At 67.9% G+C, this 16,878-nt stretch carries 17 protein-coding genes; 7 read left to right on the top strand and 10 right to left on the bottom strand.

What is annotated here, in order from left to right; genetic code table 11:
- Positions 1 to 2: 2 nt before the first annotated feature.
- Positions 3 to 824: a type I methionyl aminopeptidase gene (gene map / locus QM772_RS00485; RefSeq protein WP_415133094.1), complete on the bottom strand. Its 822-nt coding sequence runs from the start codon at positions 822 to 824 to the stop codon at positions 3 to 5.
- A gap of 64 nt (positions 825 to 888) precedes the next feature.
- On the bottom strand, positions 889 to 1,251 hold the full coding sequence (locus QM772_RS00490; RefSeq protein ID WP_415133096.1) for a helix-turn-helix domain-containing protein: 363 nt from the start codon (positions 1,249 to 1,251) through the stop codon (positions 889 to 891).
- Positions 1,252 to 1,468: 217 nt separating this feature from the next.
- Here QM772_RS00490 and QM772_RS00495 point away from each other — a divergent pair, with 217 nt between their 5' ends.
- Positions 1,469 to 2,491 carry a hypothetical protein gene (locus QM772_RS00495; protein ID WP_415133098.1) on the top strand — a complete coding sequence of 341 codons (1,023 nt, stop codon included), beginning with the start codon at positions 1,469 to 1,471 and terminating at the stop codon, positions 2,489 to 2,491.
- 30 nt (positions 2,492 to 2,521) lie between these two features.
- Entirely contained in the window at positions 2,522 to 2,809 is a 288-nt protein-coding gene (locus QM772_RS00500) for a hypothetical protein (protein ID WP_415133100.1), read from the top strand.
- A gap of 21 nt (positions 2,810 to 2,830) precedes the next feature.
- On the opposite strand, the gene QM772_RS00505 is transcribed toward QM772_RS00500, so the two are convergent.
- The gene (locus QM772_RS00505) at positions 2,831 to 3,265 is read right to left on the bottom strand and encodes a PIN domain-containing protein (protein ID WP_415133102.1); all 435 of its coding nucleotides are present in this window, start codon (positions 3,263 to 3,265) and stop codon (positions 2,831 to 2,833) included.
- The gene (locus tag QM772_RS00510) at positions 3,252 to 3,479 is read right to left on the bottom strand and encodes a hypothetical protein (protein ID WP_415133104.1); all 228 of its coding nucleotides are present in this window, start codon (positions 3,477 to 3,479) and stop codon (positions 3,252 to 3,254) included. Before QM772_RS00510 ends, QM772_RS00505 begins: the two co-directional genes overlap by 14 nt.
- A gap of 194 nt (positions 3,480 to 3,673) precedes the next feature.
- Between QM772_RS00510 and purL the strand changes: the two genes are divergently transcribed.
- On the top strand, positions 3,674 to 7,738 hold the full coding sequence (gene purL, locus QM772_RS00515; RefSeq protein ID WP_415133106.1) for a phosphoribosylformylglycinamidine synthase: 4,065 nt from the start codon (positions 3,674 to 3,676) through the stop codon (positions 7,736 to 7,738).
- Here purL and QM772_RS00520 read toward each other — a convergent pair whose 3' ends face one another.
- The gene (locus QM772_RS00520) at positions 7,739 to 8,182 is read right to left on the bottom strand and encodes a universal stress protein (RefSeq protein ID WP_415133108.1); all 444 of its coding nucleotides are present in this window, start codon (positions 8,180 to 8,182) and stop codon (positions 7,739 to 7,741) included.
- 129 nt (positions 8,183 to 8,311) lie between these two features.
- On the opposite strand from QM772_RS00520, the gene QM772_RS00525 reads away from it, so the two are divergent.
- Positions 8,312 to 9,055 (top strand): DUF1624 domain-containing protein, encoded by a 744-nt coding sequence (locus QM772_RS00525; RefSeq protein ID WP_415133110.1) that lies wholly within the window; start codon positions 8,312 to 8,314, stop codon positions 9,053 to 9,055.
- Positions 9,056 to 9,158: 103 nt separating this feature from the next.
- Here the strand turns inward: QM772_RS00525 and QM772_RS00530 are convergent, their stop codons facing one another.
- The 5 genes from QM772_RS00530 to QM772_RS00550 all read right to left on the bottom strand — a co-directional run bounded on the left by QM772_RS00530 (position 9,159) and on the right by QM772_RS00550 (position 12,738).
- Positions 9,159 to 9,971 carry a peptidylprolyl isomerase gene (locus QM772_RS00530; protein ID WP_415133112.1) on the bottom strand — a complete coding sequence of 271 codons (813 nt, stop codon included), beginning with the start codon at positions 9,969 to 9,971 and terminating at the stop codon, positions 9,159 to 9,161.
- 73 nt (positions 9,972 to 10,044) lie between these two features.
- Positions 10,045 to 10,308 (bottom strand): BolA family protein, encoded by a 264-nt coding sequence (locus QM772_RS00535; RefSeq protein WP_415133114.1) that lies wholly within the window; start codon positions 10,306 to 10,308, stop codon positions 10,045 to 10,047.
- On the bottom strand, positions 10,305 to 10,844 hold the full coding sequence (locus QM772_RS00540) for a septation protein A (RefSeq protein WP_415133116.1): 540 nt from the start codon (positions 10,842 to 10,844) through the stop codon (positions 10,305 to 10,307). Before QM772_RS00540 ends, QM772_RS00535 begins: the two co-directional genes overlap by 4 nt.
- On the bottom strand, positions 10,841 to 11,257 hold the full coding sequence (msrB, locus tag QM772_RS00545; RefSeq protein ID WP_415133118.1) for a peptide-methionine (R)-S-oxide reductase MsrB: 417 nt from the start codon (positions 11,255 to 11,257) through the stop codon (positions 10,841 to 10,843). Before msrB ends, QM772_RS00540 begins: the two co-directional genes overlap by 4 nt.
- Positions 11,254 to 12,738 (bottom strand): protein adenylyltransferase SelO, encoded by a 1,485-nt coding sequence (locus QM772_RS00550; protein WP_415133120.1) that lies wholly within the window; start codon positions 12,736 to 12,738, stop codon positions 11,254 to 11,256. Before QM772_RS00550 ends, msrB begins: the two co-directional genes overlap by 4 nt.
- Before the next feature lie 85 nt (positions 12,739 to 12,823).
- On the opposite strand from QM772_RS00550, the gene QM772_RS00555 reads away from it, so the two are divergent.
- From QM772_RS00555 to QM772_RS00565, 3 genes are all read left to right on the top strand, one after another.
- Positions 12,824 to 14,446 carry a 3-(methylthio)propionyl-CoA ligase gene (locus tag QM772_RS00555; RefSeq protein ID WP_415133122.1) on the top strand — a complete coding sequence of 541 codons (1,623 nt, stop codon included), beginning with the start codon at positions 12,824 to 12,826 and terminating at the stop codon, positions 14,444 to 14,446.
- A 127-nt stretch (positions 14,447 to 14,573) separates the two neighbouring features.
- Positions 14,574 to 15,776: a branched-chain amino acid ABC transporter substrate-binding protein gene (locus tag QM772_RS00560; protein ID WP_415139406.1), complete on the top strand. Its 1,203-nt coding sequence runs from the start codon at positions 14,574 to 14,576 to the stop codon at positions 15,774 to 15,776.
- A gap of 67 nt (positions 15,777 to 15,843) precedes the next feature.
- Positions 15,844 to 16,878, top strand: coding sequence for a branched-chain amino acid ABC transporter permease (locus tag QM772_RS00565; RefSeq protein ID WP_415133124.1), 1,035 nt, complete (start codon positions 15,844 to 15,846; stop codon positions 16,876 to 16,878).

The following is a 16,878-nucleotide window of genomic DNA, read 5'->3' on the forward strand; positions in this document are numbered from 1 at the left end:
GTTCAGGCGGGAACCGGTGCCGCGCCCTTGACGAACCCGGGCACCGCCGGGCTGCCGGCCGACAGCGTCAGCACCTCGTAGCCGGTGGGCGTGACCAGCACGGTGTGCTCCCACTGGGCCGACAGCGAACGGTCGCGCGTGACGATGGTCCAGCCGTCGTTCATCTCCTTGATGTCGCGCCGGCCGATGTTGACCATGGGCTCGATGGTGAAGGTCATGCCCGGCACCAGCGCCTCGCCCGTGCCCGGCCTGCCGTAGTGCAGCACCTGCGGCTCCTCGTGGAAGCGCTGGCCGATGCCGTGGCCGCAGAACTCGCGCACCACCGACAGGCCGTGGCCTTCGACGAACTTCTGGATCGCATGGCCCACGTCGCCCAGGCGCGCGCCGGGGCGCACCTGCTCGATGCCGAGCCACATGGCGTCGAAGGTGAGGGCGCACAGGCGCCGCGCGGCGATGGAGACCTCGCCGATCTCGAACATGCGGCTGTTGTCGCCGTACCAGCCGTCGGGGGTGATGACGGTGACGTCCACGTTGACGATGTCGCCTTTCTTCAGCGGCTTGTCGGCCGGGATGCCGTGGCACACCACGTGGTTGACGGACGTGCACAGGTGGCCGGGGTAGGGCGGGTAGCCCGGCGGCTGGTAGCCGATGGTGGCCGAGCGCGTGCCCTGCGCGGCCATGGCCTCGGCGCCCAGGCGGTCGATCTCCAGCGTGGTGATGCCGGGCTTGATGTGCGGCGTGATCGCGTCCAGCACTTCCGACGCCAGCCGGCAGGCCTCGCGCATGCCCGCGATGCCGGCTTCGTCCTTGATGGTGATGCTCATGGGGGCGGATTATCCCTCCCGCTCAGGCGGCTTGCAGGGCGCGGGCGGCGCTCGCCGGGATCGGCTATTTTTTCGGCGGGGCGGGCGCTGTCAGACGATGGGTCAACTGGCTCACGATGCCCAGCACCATGTCCCTGTCGGCGGGCGCCAGCCCGGCCAGCTGCTGCGTGATGACGGCGGCCTGATCCGTGCCCCGGTCGCTCGCGTCGAGCAGGAACTCATCCACGCGGCAGCCCAGCACTTCGCCCAGTTCATACAGCCGCGTGATGGGCGGCAGCACGGCGCCCCGCTCGATGCGGGAAATCGCCTGGTTGCCCATGTCGAGCTGTTCTGCGACCTGCTCCTGCGTCAGCCCCTGTGAAGTCCGTAGTTCCGCGATGCGTGCCCCCAAGGCTGCGGCGATGCGGCGTTGCCTGCTTTCGTCCATGCATTCTCCTGAACCTGCATGGTTGTGTTTGGACTTGTTGACGTAAAGTCCTTACAAGGTTTAACATGTACTTTCAAAGTGCAATATCTACCCTTCGCTGCATGTCGAAGGATTGCCAGCAGCGGAAGTCCACGGGGTGATGAAGTCTGGAGCACGGGATTGATGGCCGGGAGGCCGTCATTTGTGAGTAGTTCAGTCAAACAACGAGGGAAAACGTATGAAAAGCACAAAGAATCTGGCCGTCCTTGCTGCGCTATGCGCGTTGGTCGCTTGCGGTGGCGGGGGAGATGGCGACAACGAAGGGGCAAACCCTGCGCCTGCACCTTCCACCGGCCAGTGTCAGTCCTCGGAGGACGCCAACACCATCAACCAATGCGTCGGCCGGGACATGATCGCCCTCCAAGCCGGAGGCTTCATCAATTTCGCAGGCAGCGTGAGCAGCTACGCCAACGTCAGTACGGGAGAAACCGCTCTCCAGGGGCCGACCGCAAACCTCTGTGCGGTTTCAAAAGACCAGGGGCAATGGCATCTCAACACGCCCTTTGGCAATTTCAGCGTCCCCGCGCAGGAAGAAATGGTGACTACGTTCAAGCCCGCGTTTTTGCCAGACGACGTGGCGGCCATGCAATTGCTCCACCCCATGGGCGGATCGACCGACACGCAGTTCAACTACACGATCAGCACGGGCCGCGACGGCAGCGTGACGCGGATGGCCTGGGTGACCCGCGGTACCGAGTCCTTCTGGTGCGAATCGACGGAGGGCGCTGCTGCGCCTCCGCCGTCTCTGGCCCCGACTCCCCGCACATGCACGGAAAACAATGGGCCGGGTATGAATGGGCGAACAATGTCTGGCGCGTCGTCCTACACCATCAGGGACGGGGTTGCATCCATCACGCCAGGCACGATTGCCTTCAGCAACTCGTCGTATACGCCGGATTCCACCACTGGCTCCCTGCGCATGCGTCTGTTCGCCATCGAGGGGGATTACTTCGGCGGCCAGATCCAAGGCTACGTGATCGGCACGTTCCCGCTGAGATTCACCGATGGCTCCAACCAGTTGCGCAACGGGCAGTCTTCGCAACTCAATACCCAGACGGTCAGCATTTCCAGCTATCCGCCCAGTGGACGTTCCTACTGCATGGTGACTGTGTTCGAGGAGTACGACAGCAGGAATTGCAGCACCGCCGACAAGTACTGCGTCGTCGATTGGACGGAGTTCAAGAACCCGGCGTCCTTCTAAGCCCATATCCCCATGAATAGGAGAAACACTATGAACAATGCGATTTCCACTCTCGTCGGCCTTGCCTGCCTGATCGTTTTTACGCACTCGGCAATGGCGTCGGACTACGAAGGAGCCGAATCCAGAAAGGGAGCGACGCGCGGCGAGGCGTGCGAAAAGGCGAAGCGCAGCGCTTCTTCGGCTGCCAGAGCCGCCGGCATTTACGTCAACACCATCGACACCGGACCTTGCGAATGCGAGAAGGTCAGTGATTCCAACATGTATGGATGGGAATGCACGGTGTCCTGGGAGGCCACCGCAAAAAAGCGCGACCGATGAGCCAACCCGGGAGTGCGGCGTTCAACCCCGGGCATTGAGAAACGGGTTCTCCACCCGCAGCCCCTCGATCTGCTGCCCGTGCTGCATGTCCTCGCTGAGCAGACGCGAGCAGCCGCCCTCCAGCGCGGCGGCGACGATCAGGCTGTCGTAGAAGCTGAGGCTGTAGCGCTCCTGGATGCCGAGGCCGCGCGCGTAGAGCGCGGCGCTGGGGTGGATGCGCCAGAGCGGCACGAGGATGTGGTCGAGAATCTTGCGCGCGTCGGAGGCGTTCATCTTGGGCGTGAGCTTGCGCACCAGCACGTTCAGCGTCTCCTGCACGACCTGCGCGCTGATGACGGCGCTCTGCTCGCGCTGCGCGCGCGCCAGCAAGTCCTGAGCGACGGCGGCGCGGCGCGGGTCGCGGGTATCGAAGGCGCAGACCAGCACGTTGCTGTCGAAGAAATCAGCGGCGCTCATTCATCTCGTCCCGCGTCAGCTTGGGGCCGGTCATGTGGTACTGGCTGCGGATGCGCTGGAGGGTTTCCATCGCCTTGTCGGCCTGCCGCTTGCGCGCATAGCTCTCCAGCCACAGGCGGAACTGCTCGTTGAGCGTGGTGTTCTCGCTGCGGGCGGCTTCGCGGGCGGCTTCGATCAGGGCTTCGTCGGCGCTGAAGGTGATGTTGCGGGCCATGGTCATCTCCGTGTGTGCTATGTGCACTATTTTATCTGCACGAGGTATTTATCGTGTTGACGGAACACGAGGCGCTGCCGCGAATGGCACCAAGATGCCCTGGGTAAAATCGCTCCCATGTCCGCCAGCCCCAGTCAGCGGCCGGCGGACGGCATCCACGGCGCCGCGCGCCATTTCACCCTCAGGCCACCGCCGTGACCCAGCACCTCCAGTTCTTCGACGGCGGCAACGCCCTCAGCGATTTCCGCATCCGCCAGCTCCTGCCGCGCTTGCAGGCCACCTGCCCGGCGGTGGAGTCGATCGCCGCGCGCTTCGTGCACGTGGCTGGTTTCGACGCGCCGCCCGACGCTGCGGTGCTGGAGCGGCTGGCCGCGCTGCTGACGTACGGCGAGCCCTACGCCGGGCCGCAGGAGGGCGCGCCGATCATCGTCGCGCCGCGCCTGGGCACGGTGTCGCCCTGGGCCAGCAAGGCCACCGACATCGCCCGCAACTGCGGCATCGCGCTGCACCGGGTGGAGCGGCTGGTTGAATACAGAATCGGCCTCAAGCGCAAGCTGGTCGGGCGCCACCAGCTATCGAAAGATGAGCTTGCGCAGATCGCCGCGCTGCTGCACGACCGCATGACCGAGAGCGTGCTGGCGCACCGCGACGAGGCCGGCGCGCTGTTCACCGCGCTCACGCCCGAGCCGCTGGCGCACGTGGACGTGCTGGCCGGCGGCCAGGCCGCGCTGGAAAAGGCCAACGTCGAATGGGGCCTGGCGCTGGCGCCCGACGAGATCGACTACCTGCGGGACGCCTTCACCCGCCTGGGCCGCAACCCCACCGACGTCGAGCTGATGATGTTCGCGCAGGCCAACAGCGAGCACTGCCGGCACAAGATCTTCAACGCCGACTGGCGCATCGACGGCGCGCCGCAGGACCAGAGCCTGTTCGGCATGATCCGCCACACGCACCAGCGGAGCCCCGCGCACACCGTCGTCGCCTACAGTGACAACGCGGCGGTGATGGAAGGCCACACGGTCCAAGCGTTTCAAGCCAAATCGGCCTCCAGCGCAGGCGGGGTGGGCGCTGGCAGCTATCAACAGAATAGCGAGCTGCGCCATGTGCTGATGAAGGTGGAGACGCACAACCACCCCACCGCCATCAGCCCCTTCCCCGGCGCCAGCACCGGCGCGGGCGGCGAGATCCGCGACGAAGGCGCCACCGGCCGCGGCGCGCGGCCCAAGGCGGGGCTGACGGGCTTCACGGTGTCGAAGCTGTGGGACAGCCCGCACGGCAAGCCCGAGCACATGGCCAGCCCCTTGCAGATCATGACCGAGGGGCCGCTGGGCGGCGCCGCGTTCAACAACGAGTTCGGCCGGCCCAACCTGCTGGGCTACTTCCGCGAATACGAGTTGCTGGTCGGTGAAGAGGGTGGCGAGGGCGCCGATGCCGTCCTGCGCGGCTACCACAAGCCCATCATGATCGCGGGCGGCGTCGGCAGCATCGACGCGCGGCTCACGCACAAGATCGAGTTCCCGGCCGGCAGCCTGCTGGTGCAGCTGGGCGGGCCGGGCATGCGCATCGGCATGGGCGGCGGCGCGGCGAGTTCGCTCGCCAGCGGCGCCAACGCCGCGCACCTGGACTTCGACTCGGTGCAGCGCGGCAACCCCGAGATCCAGCGCCGCGCGCAGGAAGTCATCACCCAGTGCCAGGCGCTGGGCGAGGGCAACCCCATCCTGGCGGTGCACGACGTGGGCGCGGGCGGCCTGTCCAACGCCTTCCCGGAGCTGACCCACGACGCTGGCCGCGGCGCGCGCTTCGACCTGCGCGCCGTGCCGCTGGAGGAATCCGGCCTGGCGCCCAAGGAGATCTGGTGCAACGAGAGCCAGGAACGCTACGTGCTGGCCATCGCGCCCGAGTCGCTGCCGCTGTTCGAGGCGCTGTGCGCGCGAGAGCGCTGCCCGTTCGCCGTGGTGGGCCAGGCCACCGAGGCGCGGCAGCTGGTGGTGGCCGACGAAGGGCAGGAGAGCCCTGTGGACATGCCGATGGACGTGCTGCTCGGCAAGCCGCCCAGGATGCTGCGCGACGTGCGCACCGTGCAGCGCCGCTTCAAGCCGCTGGACCTGGACGGCGTCAGCCTGCAAGACGCCGCGATCAAGGTGCTGAGCCACCCCACCGTGGCCAGCAAGCGCTTCCTCGTCACCATCGGCGACCGCACCGTCGGCGGCCTCACGCACCGCGACCAGATGGTCGGCCCCTGGCAGGTGCCGGTGGCCGACTGCGCCGTCACCCTGGGTGACTTCAGCGGCTTCGCTGGCGAGGCCATGAGCATGGGCGAGCGCACGCCGCTGGCCGCGCTCGACGCGCCCGCGTCGGGCCGCATGGCCGTGGCCGAGGCCATCACCAACCTGCTGGCCGCGCCCATCGAGCTGCCGCGCGTCAAGCTCAGCGCCAACTGGATGGCCGCCTGCGGCGAGCCGGGCGAGGACGCCGCGCTGTACGCCACCGTCAAAGCCGTCGGCATGGAACTGTGCCCGGCGCTGGGCGTCGCCGTCCCGGTCGGCAAGGACAGCCTGTCGATGCGCACGCAGTGGCAGGCGGAAGGCGACCAGGCGCGCAAGGTGGTCTCGCCCGTCAGCCTGATCGTCAGCGCCTTCGCGTCCATCGACGACGTGCGGCCCACGCTCACGCCGCAGCTCGACGCCGCCCTCGAAGACACCACGCTGGTGCTGGTCGACCTGGGCAAGGGCCGCCACCGCCTGGCCGGCAGCGTGCTGGCGCAGGCGCTGGGCCAGAGCGGCTGCCCCGTGAAGGACGGCGTGCCCGACCTCGACGACCCGCAGGACTTGAAGGCCCTGGTCGCCGCCGTCAACCAGCTGCGCGCCGCAGGCCAGCTGCTCGCCTACCACGACCGCAGCGACGGCGGCCTGCTGGCCTGCGTGGCCGAGATGGCCTTCGCTGGCCACGTGGGCGTGGCGCTGAACATCGACCTGCTCGTTACCGAAGGCGACGGCATCAGCGACAGCCGCATGGAGACCGGCGACGCCAAGAACTGGGCGCAGCAGATCAGCGCCCGCCGCGAGGAGCTGACGCTGCGCGCCCTGTTCGCCGAGGAGCTGGGCGTGGTGCTGCAAGTGCGCACCGCCGAGCGCAACCAGGTGATGCAGACGCTGCGCGCGCACGGCTTGGCCAAACACAGCCACTTCATCGGCAAGACGCGGCCCGCGTCGTCGGCCATGGACGCGGGCAAGGGGCGCCTGGCCGTCTGGCGCGACACCAGAGAAGTGTTCGGCGCCAGCCTGCACGACTTGCAGCAGGTGTGGGACAGCATCAGCTGGAAGATCGCCCGCGAGCGCGACAACCCCGCCTGCGCCGACGCCGAGCACGCGGCGGCCGGCCTGCCCGACGACCCGGGCCTGAGCGTCACCCTGTCAGCGGATTTGCAGTCGAATATGGCCGCAGCGCTTGCTGGACAAGCGCCGGCAGCACCTAAAAACATAGCAATCGGCGGTGCACGCCCCAAGGTCGCCATCCTGCGCGAGCAGGGGGTGAACTCGCACGTCGAGATGGCCTGCGCCTTCACGGCGGCCGGCTTCGAGGCCTTCGACGTGCACATGACCGACTTGCAGACCGGCCGCGCGCAACTGGCCGACTTCGCCGGCCTGGTGGCCTGCGGCGGCTTCAGCTACGGCGACACGCTGGGCGCCGGCATCGGCTGGGCGCGCTCGATCACTTTCAACGCGCGGCTGGCCGAGCAGTTCAAGGCTTTCTTCGCGCGCGGCGACACTTTCGGCCTGGGCGTGTGCAACGGCTGCCAGATGTTCGCCGAGCTGGCCGAGATCATCCCCGGCGCCGAGGCGTGGCCGCGCTTCACCACCAACCAGAGCGAGCGCTTCGAGGCGCGCCTGTCGATGGTCGAGGTGCTCGATTCGCCCAGCCTGTTCTTCCAGGGCATGGCCGGCAGCCGCCTGCCCATCGCGGTGGCGCACGGCGAGGGCTTCGCCCACTTCGGCCAGCGCGGCGACGCGGCCCGCGCCATCGCGGCGATGCGCTTCGTCGACCACCACGGCCAGCCGACCGAGCAGTACCCCTTCAACCCCAACGGCAGCCCCGGCGGCCTCACCGGCGTGACCACCGCCGACGGCCGCTTCACCGCCCTCATGCCGCACCCCGAGCGCGTGTTCCGCAACGCGCAGTTCAGCTGGACGGACCAGGACAAGAGCGCGTTCAGCCCCTGGATGCAGATCTGGCGCAACGCGCGCCGGTGGGTGGGCTGATCAGGCTTCGTCCGCCGGCGGCTTGACCAGCAGCACCGGCACCGGCGCGTCGTCGATCAGCCGGCGCGACACCGAGGCGCCCTCGATCAGCCGGCGCCACGGCCCCAGCGCGCGCGAGCCCAGCAGCACCATGTCGCAGCGGTGGATCTCGATCAGCTCCAGCATGCCGTGCGCCGGGTCGCCCGCGACCACGGCGGTCTCGAACGGCACGCCGGCCTCGCGCAGCAGTTGGGCAGAGGGGGCGATCAAGTCCTCGGCGGCCTCCAGCGCGGCGTCCTCGATCAGCGCCGGGTCCTGCGCGGTGACGATCTCGTAGAAGCTGGCCGGCGCCTGCACGTTGGCCAGCACGAAGCTGGCCTTCAGGCCGCCCCGCACCAGCTGCAGGGCGAAGCGGGTTTCGTGCAGCGACAGCTCGCTGCCGTCGACGGGGAGGAGGATCTTCATGGCGTTACTCGGGTTTGCTTCTGTATCGATAGCTGCTGGCGCTTGTCTGGCGGGCGCTGACGGCTTATTCGATTCATGAAACGGGGAGGGCGATCAAGCCCATTATCCCAGCCGCTAACATCGCCTCCCATGCCGCCCGCCACCCGTCACGACCACGTCGATGCCCTGCGCGGGCTGGCCATGCTGTGGATGACGGCCTACCACTTCTGCTTCGACCTCAACCACTTCGGCTACCTCCGGCAGAACTTCTACGACGACCCGGTCTGGACCTGGCAGCGCACCGGCATCGTCGGCCTGTTCCTGCTGTGCGCGGGCGCCGGGCAAGCGCTTGCGGTGCGGCAGGGGCAGGGCTGGCCGCGCTTCTGGCGCCGCTGGGCGCAGGTGGCGGGCTGCGCGCTGCTGGTGTCGGCCGGCTCCTGGTGGATGTTCCCGCGCGGCTGGATCAGCTTCGGCGTGCTGCACGGCATGGCGGCGATGCTGATCGTGGTGCGCTGGGCGCTGGTGCGCGGCTGGCTGCGCGGCGCCGTGCCCTGGGTGGCCGGCGCGCTGCTGGTGCTGGCCGCGCCGTGGCTGGGCGAGCTGCTGCGCACGCAGGCGCCGCCCGCCATGCAGGCGGCGCTCGACAGCCGCTGGCTGAACTGGCTGGGCGTGGTCACGCGCAAGCCCCCCACCGAGGACTACGTGCCCCTGCTGCCCTGGCTGGGCGTGATGCTGTGGGGCGCGGCCCTGGCGCAGCGCCTGCCCGCATGGCCGCGCCTGCCGGGCGCCGCGGGGCTGGCGGTGCTGGCGGTGCTGGGGCGCTGGAGCCTCAGCTACTACATGCTGCACCAGCCCGTGCTGATCGGGCTGCTGCTGCTCTACAAGGGTTTTTGACCTCCAGCGCCCGCCAGGCAAGCGCTGGAAGCTACATTATCAATAGCTAACGGGCAAAAAAAAGCCGCCTCGGCGGGCGGCTGGGTGCGGCGCGGCGGGGGGCTTACTCGATCTTGGCCTTGGCGCGCAGCTCTTCCTGAAACTTGGACAGCTTCTGCTGCTGCATCTGCTGCATGATCTGCGGCTTGACGGCGTCGAAGCTGGGCAGCTCGGGCGCCTTGGCGTCGCGGATGTCGTCCACGCGGATCACGTGCCAGCCGAACTGCGACTTGACCGGCGCGTCGCTGGTCTGGCCCTTGTTCAGCTTGGTCAGCGCACCGGCGAACTCGGGCACGTAGCCGGACGGGTTGGCCCAGCCCAGGTCGCCGCCCTGCGCGCCGGAGCCCGGATCCTTGGACTGCTTCTTGGCGATGTCGTCGAACTTGGCGCCCTTCTTGAGCTGGGCGATGATGGCCTTGGCCTCGTCTTCCTTCTCGACCAGGATGTGGCGTGCCTTGTACTCCTTGGCGCCGGCGGCCGGCGCCTGGCTGCCGACCACGCGGTCGTACTCGGCCTTGGCCTCAGCGTCGGTGACTTTGTTTTTCTCCTGGTAGTCGGCGAACAGCTCGTTGATGAGCACGCTCTGGCGCGCCAGTTCCATCTTGGCGCGGAAGTCGGGCGAGGCTTCCAGGCCGCGGCGTTCGGCCTCCTGCATGAAGATCTCGCGGGCGATGATTTCCTCGCGCAGCTGGTTCTGCACCTCGGGCGGCACGGGCTGGCCGGTGCGGGCGGCCTGGGCCTTGACCTGCGCCTCCAGCGCCTCCATGCGCGCCTTGGGCACGGGCTTGCCGTTGACGATGGCGATGTTCTGGGCGGCGGCGGGCAGGGCCAGCGCGGCGGCGAGCAGGGCCGCGGCGGCCAGGGTGGGGTGTTTCATGGTGTTGCGGGGGAGAGGTGGACCGGAAGAAGCCGGCGGACTGCGCTTGGATGCCGGCGCGGCCGGCAGAGTTTCAGCGGGTTTCGATGGCGATGGCGTGCACGCCCTGGTCGATGAAATTTTGCAGCGCATCATACACAAGCCGGTGCTGCGCCACGCGGGGTTGGCCGGCGAACAGCGGCGAGGCGATGCGCACCCTGAAATGGGTGCCCGAGCCGGTGCCGTTGGCGCCTGTGTGGCCGGCGTGCTGCCAGCTTTCGTCCAGCACCTCCAGCGCAGTGGGCGCCAAGTGCTGGCGCAGGCGCGTGGCCATCTGGTCGGCGAGGCTCATGCTCATGCGGAACCTTCCGAGTCCTGCAAATGCCGCGCCACGTAGATGCCCTGGCCGATGATGAAGGCCACCGGGAACACGTAGCCCCACAGCTTGAAGTCGGCCCAGGCGTCGGTGGACCAGTAGGCCGCCACGTAGCCGTTGAGGGCGGCCATGAACAGGCAGTACAGCACCCAGGCCACGGTCAGCCGGTGCCACACGGCGTCGGGCAGGGCGAGCTGGCTGCCGAGCATGATGCGCAGGAAGTTCTTGCGCCAGCCCCACAGCGCCACCGCCAGCGCCAGCGCCATGGCGGCGTAGAGCACGGTGGGCTTCCACTTGATGAAGCGCTCATCCTGCAAGGTCAGCGTGAGCGTGCCGAAGATCAGGATCAAGGCCAGCGTGGCCTTGTGCATGGTCGTCAGTTTCTTGTCGATGGCGTAGACGATGGCCATCTGCACGCAGGTGGCCGCCATCAGCACCCCCGTGGCGGCGTAGATGCCCTGCAGCTTGTAGGCGACGAAGAACAGCAGGATGGGCAGGAAGTCGAGCAACAGTTTCATGGGGCTTGCAGGGGTTCGAAGTCGAGCGAGGCGGAGTTCATGCAGTAGCGCAGGCCGGTGGGCTCGGGGCCGTCGGGGAAGACGTGGCCCAGGTGCGCGCCGCAGCGGGCGCACAGGGTTTCGACGCGCACCATGCCGTGGCTCGTGTCGCGCCGCTCCTCGATGGCGCCGGGTTCGGCGCGGAAGAAGCTGGGCCAGCCGCAGCCGGCGTCGAACTTGGCGTCGGACTCGAACAGCTTGGCGCCGCAGCAGATGCAGCGGTACAGGCCGCCGGCCCAGTGCTGCTCGTACTTGCCGGTGAAGGGGCGCTCGGTGGCGGCGTGGCGGGTGACCTGCCAGGCCACGGGCTCGGCGCCCTTGTCGGCCAGCAGGGCGCGCCATTCGGCGTCGGTCTTGTGAACGGGGTGGGTCATGAGGAGCAGCTGATCTGGATGTGGGCCGCCCAGTCGGGCGGGAAGCCTGACCAGTCGGCGTGGGCGGGGTGGTCGTCGTACGGATTTTCCAGCACGCGGAGCAGCTCTTCGACCATTCCGAAGTCCTTGAGTTTCGCTTGCGCGATGGCCTGCTCGGCCAGGTGGTTGCGCAGCACGATGGTGGGATTGTTTTTAAGCATCAAATCGGGCTCCAGCGCCCGTCCATCAAGCGCCGGAAGCTCCTTGAAGGATAGCAAAAGCGCGTCGATGGCGGCCTGGTCCAGGAACAGCTCGCGCACCGTCTCGGCCGGCGCGCCGGCGGCGTGGCGGGCCAGGCGGCGCCAGAAGATGGTGTAGTCGGTGCGCTCGCGCGCCATCAGCGCCAGCGCCTCGCGCACCCAGCGGGCGGTGTGCTCGCTCGCCCGCGCGAAGCCCAGCTTGGCGGCCATGCGGCGGTCGTACTCGGCGGGGAAGATCGTTTTGTAGGGCTCCAGCGCGGCCATGGCCGCGTCGGGCTCGCCGATCAGCGGCAGCAGCGCCTGGCCCAGGGCGAACAGGTTCCAGTGCGCGACGGCCGGCTGGCGCTGGTAGGCGTAGCGCCCGCCGCTGTCGGAGTGGTTGCAGATGTGGTTGGGGTCGAAGCCGTCCATGAACTGGTAGGGGCCGTAGTCGATGGTCAGGCCCAGGATGCTCATGTTGTCGGTGTTCATCACGCCGTGCATGAAGCCCACCGCCTGCCACTGCGCCACCAGCGCGGCGGTGTGGCGGGTGACGGCGGCCAGCAGGGCGGCGTAGGGCTGCGCGTCGCCGCGGCAGTCGGGGTAGAAGTGCTCGATCACGAAGTCGGCCAGGCGGCGCAGCTCGTCCAGCTGGTTGCGGGCGCTGAAGTGCTCGAAGTGCCCGAAGCGGATGAAGCTGGGCGCCACGCGGGTGACGACGGCGGCGGTCTCGATCTCCTCGCGCCGCACCGGCTGGTCGGAGCCGGTCACGCACAGCGCGCGGGTGGTGGGGATGCCCAGCGCATGCATCGCCTCGCTGGCCAGGAACTCGCGGATCGACGAGCGCAGCACGGCGCGGCCGTCGCCCATGCGGGAGTAGGGCGTGAGGCCGCTGCCCTTGAGTTGCAGCTCCAGCGCCTGGCCGTCCGCCGCGCGCACCTCGCCCAGCAGGATGGCGCGGCCGTCGCCCAACTGGCCGGCCCAGTGGCCGAACTGGTGGCCGCTGTAGACGCTGGCCAGCGGCGCGCTGCCCGCCAGCGGCCGGTTGCCGGTGAACGCCTCCAGCGCCTCGGGGGTGCCCCACCAGTCCTCCGGCAGCCCCAGCTCGCGCGCCATCGACGCGCTGCGCGCCACCCAGTAGGGCGCGCGCAGCGGCACCGGCGCCAGGCGGGTGTAGAAGGCATCGCCCAGCGCGGCGAAGCGGTTGCGCCAGGCCCAGCCGGCGTCGTGGCGCTGCGCGGGCGCGGTTTCAGTGTCCTGCATGCCGCGATTGTCGCGCCGGCGCGCAGCCATGGCTTACCATTGCCGCCGATTCCAGTCTCAACCACTTAAAAATGAGGAGATTCCCATGCTGGGTTTGATGCAGAACCATCCACTGCTGATTTCGAGCCTGATCGAGCACGCCGCCCGCCACCATGGCGACGGCCAGATCGTTTCGCGCCGGGTGGAGGGCGACATCCACCGCTGTACCTGGGCCGATTCGGCCCGGCGCTCCAAGCAGGTGGCCAACGCGCTGGACGCGCTGGGCATCGCCGCCGGCAGCCGCGTGGGCACGCTGGCCTGGAACGGCTACCGCCACCAGGAGCTGTATTTCGGCGTCAGCGGCTCCGGCCGGGTGCTGCACACCATCAACCCGCGCCTGCTGCCCGAGCAGATCGCATGGATCGCCAACCACGCGGAAGACGAAGCCATCTGCTTCGACCTGACCTTCCTGCCCATCGTGAAGGGCATTCACGGCCACTGCAAGACCGTCAAGCACTGGATCGCCCTGTGCGACGCCGACAAGCTGCCGGCGGACAGCGGTGTTCCCGGCCTGCTGAGTTACGAGAGCTGGATCGGCGCCCAGCCCACCGAATACGCCTGGCCCCGGCTTGACGAGAATGCCGCCTCCAGCATGTGCTACACCAGCGGCACCACGGGCAACCCCAAGGCCGCGCTGTACAGCCACCGCTCGTCGGTGCTGCACGCCTTCGCCGGCTCGCTGCCCGACGCCATGAACCTGTCGGCCTCCTCGGTCATCCTGCCCGTGGTGCCCATGTTCCACGTCAACGCCTGGGGCATTCCCTACGCGGCGGCGCTCACCGGCTGCAAGCTGGTCTACCCCGGCGCCGCGATGGACGGCAAGTCCATCCACGAACTGATGGAGAGCGAGGGCGTGACCATGGCCGCCGGCGTGCCGACGGTGTGGCAGATGCTGCTCAACCACCTGTCGCAGAACAAGCTGAAGTTTTCCACGCTCAAGAGCACCATCATCGGCGGCGCCGCCTGCCCGCCGGCGATGCTGAACACCTTCGAGAACGACTACGGCGTGGAAGTGCGCCACGCCTGGGGCATGACCGAGATGAGCCCGCTGGGCACGGTGTGCACGCTGAAGGAAAAGCACCGCTCGATGCCCGAAGCCGACAAGAACAAGGTGCGCCTGAAGCAGGGCCGCGCGGTGTTCGGCGTGGACATGAAGATCGTCGACGACCAGGGCCAGGAACGCCCCTGGGACGGCAAGTCCTACGGCGACCTGCTGGTGCGCGGCCCCTGGATCATCGACCACTACTTCAAGATCGACGCCAGCCCGCTGCAGGACGGCTGGTTTCCCACGGGCGACGTGGCCACCATCGATCCCGACGGCTACATGCAGATCACCGACCGCAGCAAGGACGTGGTGAAGTCCGGCGGCGAGTGGATCAGCTCCATCGACATCGAGAACGTGGCCATGGCGCACCCCGCGGTGGCGATGGCCGCGTGCATCGGCATGCCGCACCCCAAGTGGGACGAGCGCCCCATCGTGGTGGTGGCGCTCAAGCCCGGCGCCCAGGTCGGCCGCGACGAGCTGCTGGCCTTCTACCAGGGCAAGGTGGCCAAGTGGCAGACGCCGGACGACGTGGTGTTCGTCGAGTCGATCCCTCTCGGCGCCACAGGCAAGATGCTCAAGACCAAGCTGCGAGAGCAGCTCAAGGACTACAAGCTGCCGACCTGACCTGAAAAGGCTGCGGGATGCGGGCAAACCCGCTGCCTTTTCGGCCTGCGAAGACTTACGCTCCGGGCTGCTTTAACCCGAGGAGAAAACCGTGAAATTTGCAGCGAAACTGGTGGTGGGCGGCATCATGGCCGTGATGGCGGGATGGGCATCCGCCCAGAAGGGCGAGGTGGTCAAGGTCGTCCGCATCGACCCGCTGACGGGCCTGCTCGGCCCGGTGGGCGTGAACCAGGACAAGAGCTACAAATACTTCGCCGAGAAGTTCAGCGGCGCCGGCAACCCGGCGGGCGTGAAGTTCGAGTTCGAGACCATCGACAACAAGCTCAGCCCGGCCGAAAGCCTGAACGCGCTGAAGGCGGCCATCGACAAGGGCGTGCGCTACGTCGCCCAGGGCAACGGCTCGTCGGTGGCGCTGGCGCTGGTCGACGCCATCAACAAGCACAACGAGCGCAACCCCGGCAAGGAGGTGCTGTACCTCAATGATTCGGCGGTGGATCCCGACCTCACCAACAGCAAGTGCAGCTTCTGGCACTTCCGCTTCGACGCCGACACCTCGATGAAGATCGAGGCCATGTCCAGCTACATCAAGGACAGCCTGCCGGACGTAAAGAAGGTGTTCCTGCTGAACCAGAACTACTCGCACGGTCACCAGGTCGCCAAGTACGCGAAGGAGGCCCTCAAGCGCAAGCGCCCGGACATCGAGATCGTGGGCGAGGATCTGCATCCGCTGGCCCAGGTGCGCGACTTCGCGCCCTACATCGCCAAGATCAAGGCCTCGGGCGCCGACATGGTGATCACGGGCAACTGGGGGTCCGATCTGGCGCTGCTCGTCAAGGCCGCCAACGAAGGGGGCTACAACGGCAAGTTCTTTACCTACTACACCGGCGTCACCGGCACGCCTACCGCGCTGGGCAAGAGCGGCGAGGGGCGCGTCTATCAGGTGGCCTACGGCCACTACAACATGGGCGGCCAGGCGCAGAAGTGGCTCGACGAATTCAAGGCCAAGTACAACGACGACATGTACACCCTGGCGATCCCGCGCATCTTCGAGATGCTGGGGGCGGCCATGGCCAAGGCCAAGTCCACCGATCCGGTGAAGGTGGCCAAGGCCATGGAGGGCCTGAAGGTGAACACCTTCAACGGCGAGATCGAGATGCGCAAGGCCGACCACCAGCTCCAGCAGCCGCTGTACATCACGGTCTGGCAGAAGGCGGACGCCAAGAACCCCTACAGCCCGGAGAACACCGGCATGACGCTGGTCGCGGTCAAGGAGTACCCGAACTACGTTTCGAGCACGCCCACCAGCTGCCAGATGAAGCGGCCGGGTTGACGCGTGCTGCCGAGTCCGAACGGGTCAACCGTTCCGGACTCTTTTTTTGGCCAACCATAGGCGGACCATGGAGTTTTTCATCATCTCGATGCTGAACGGCATGAGCTACGGGCTGCTGCTGTTCATGCTCAGTTCGGGGCTGACGCTGATCTTCAGCATGATGGGCGTGCTGAACTTCGCGCACGCCAGCTTCTACATGCTGGGGGCCTATTTCGGCTACACCGTGTCGAAGACCATCGGCTTCTGGCCGGCGCTCATCGTGGCGCCCGTGGCCGTCGGTCTGCTGGGCGCGCTGTTCGAGCGGCTGTGCCTGCGCAAGGTGCACAAGTATGGGCACGTGCCCGAGCTGCTGATCACCTTCGGCCTGTCCTACGTCATCCTCGAGTTGGTGCAGTTGGTCTGGGGTCGGCTGGCGGTCGATTTCCGTCCGCCGGAGGTGTTGCAGGGGCCGGCTTTCACGCTCATCAAGCATTCGGTGGACGGCCTCGGCTTCGTCTGGGGCAGCGCCCCCGAGCAGATGTGCCGCGCCGCCGACGAAGCGGTGCGGGTGGTCTGCACGCCGTTCCCGGCCACCCGGGCCTTCATGATGCTGGCGGCGGTCGTCATGCTGGTGAGCCTGTGGCTGCTGCTGACGCGCACCCGCGTCGGCCTGGTGATCCAGGCGGCGCTGACGCATCCCGACACCGTGGAGACGCTGGGCCACAACGTGCCGGCGGTCTTCATGCTGGTGTTCGGCGCCGGCTCGGCGCTGGCGGGGCTGGCCGGCGTGGTCGGCGGCAGCACCTACCTGACGGAGCCGGCCATGGCGGCCACGGTGGGCTCGATCATCTTCGTGGTGGTGGTGGTGGGCGGCATGGGTTCGCTGGCGGGGGCTTTCCTGGCCTCGCTGCTGATCGGCGTGGTGCAGACCTTCGCCGTGGCTTTCGACTGGTCGGTCGGCTCGCTGGCGGCGCAGCTGGGCATCGGGCTCAGTGCGGCCGCGCAGGACAACTCGCTGGTCAAGCTGACCGTGTCGCAGGTGGCGCCGATCCTGCCGTACCTGCTGCTGGTGCTGATGCTGATCTTCCGGCCCAAGGGCCTGCTGGGTTCCCGCGAGAGCTGA

The sequence above is a fragment of the Ottowia sp. genome, assembly GCF_047601385.1.
In the GTDB taxonomy this organism is placed as follows: domain Bacteria; phylum Pseudomonadota; class Gammaproteobacteria; order Burkholderiales; family Burkholderiaceae_C; genus Ottowia.